The following is a 1,113-nucleotide window of genomic DNA, read 5'->3' on the forward strand; positions in this document are numbered from 1 at the left end:
TGTGTAAATACTGTTTCTCGTTAATTGACATTTTTCGTCACCTGTTTGAACGAGGCAATCCTATCAAAAAGTCAGAGGTGTTATGAAGCTTTTCCAATCACTCTTTACTGTGATGATGGTAGCGACCATCAGTTTTTCCACATTTGCGAGCAGCAATAATGATGACTGGGAGCTGATCGCAACCAAGACCGTCAACTTCCAAACGGAGACAGACACCGTTACGCCAAATAGTCTGCTCAAAAACCGTAACTTCAGTAAAATCAAAATAAAGTGCATTCAAGGCACCGTCGATTTAAAAGACATCAAAGTCACCATGACCGACGGCAGCGAGAAAAAACTCACTTCAATGGGCACGCTCACCAACGGTATGTCAACGCGAGCTTGGACGCTACCAGGATCGGAGGACGCGAAACTTAAGCACCTTGAAATGAAATACAGCAGTTGGGGAAACATGAAGCTCGACGTGTTGGGTGTCAGCAAAAAAGCAAATGCCGAAATCTGGGGAAAAAAGAGAACCAAAAACGCTCAATAAACGTCATGCTTGTCGATTGACTGATGAAAAGCAAACAGCCCGCTATTTCAGCGGGCTGTTTCAGTATTTAAAGCTCTGAGAACTCTGGCGCGTAATCAATGCGTCCAGAACGTCCTGCACATTGGCCTTCGACGAGTTCAGCTACTCGAAACGCACCTTCAGGCACTTCCCAAGCGCATTCAAAGCCCATCTCTTCACCAGCATTGAAACCTTGTCGTGCATAGTAGTTAGGTTCACCCAACACGACACAGACTGGATAACCGAAATCACGCAGAGATTCGAAACCTTCTTTAATGAGTTCAGCACCAATGCCTTGACGGCGATAGTCCTCATGAACAGCCAATGGTGCAAGCCCTTGCCACGACAAATCTTCACCATTTAATGTAACTGGGCTAAATAAAGCATGGCCAATTACCTCACCTTCATCCGTACACGCCACCAGCGACAAGGTCAGCTTGCCGTTTTCACGTAAACGCATCACCAAGTTGGCTTCTGCATCGGTTGGAAACGCATGTTTCAATAGGCGGTCAATGGTCAGAATGTCCGCAGGGGCTTCAGTTCGAATAAGCATTCGCTACTCC

2 protein-coding genes are annotated in these 1,113 nt (G+C 46.4%); one reads left to right on the forward strand and one right to left on the reverse strand.

Annotation, left to right across the window (positions count from 1 at the left end; genetic code table 11):
- Positions 1-82: 82 nt before the first annotated feature.
- Complete coding sequence (locus tag R7E00_RS24730) at positions 83-532, forward strand: hypothetical protein (protein WP_318124861.1); 450 nt, start codon at positions 83-85, stop codon at positions 530-532.
- A gap of 67 nt (positions 533-599) precedes the next feature.
- On the opposite strand, the gene R7E00_RS24735 is transcribed toward R7E00_RS24730, so the two are convergent.
- A complete protein-coding gene (locus R7E00_RS24735) occupies positions 600-1,103 on the reverse strand; it encodes a GNAT family N-acetyltransferase (protein WP_017447717.1) in 504 nt (167 codons plus the stop codon).
- Between the last annotated feature and the right edge of the window lie 10 nt (positions 1,104-1,113).

Origin of the sequence: Vibrio sp. Vb1755, assembly GCF_033338635.1 — a bacterium.
Classification (GTDB): domain Bacteria; phylum Pseudomonadota; class Gammaproteobacteria; order Enterobacterales; family Vibrionaceae; genus Vibrio; species Vibrio alginolyticus.

Bases quoted from the DNA above. Each gene is read 5' to 3' on its own strand.
- R7E00_RS24730 (WP_318124861.1), top strand. From the start codon at position 83: ATGAAGCTTTTCCAATCACTCTTTACTGTGATGATGGTAGCGACCATC.
- R7E00_RS24735 (WP_017447717.1), bottom strand. From the start codon at position 1,103: ATGCTTATTCGAACTGAAGCCCCTGCGGACATTCTGACCATTGACCGC.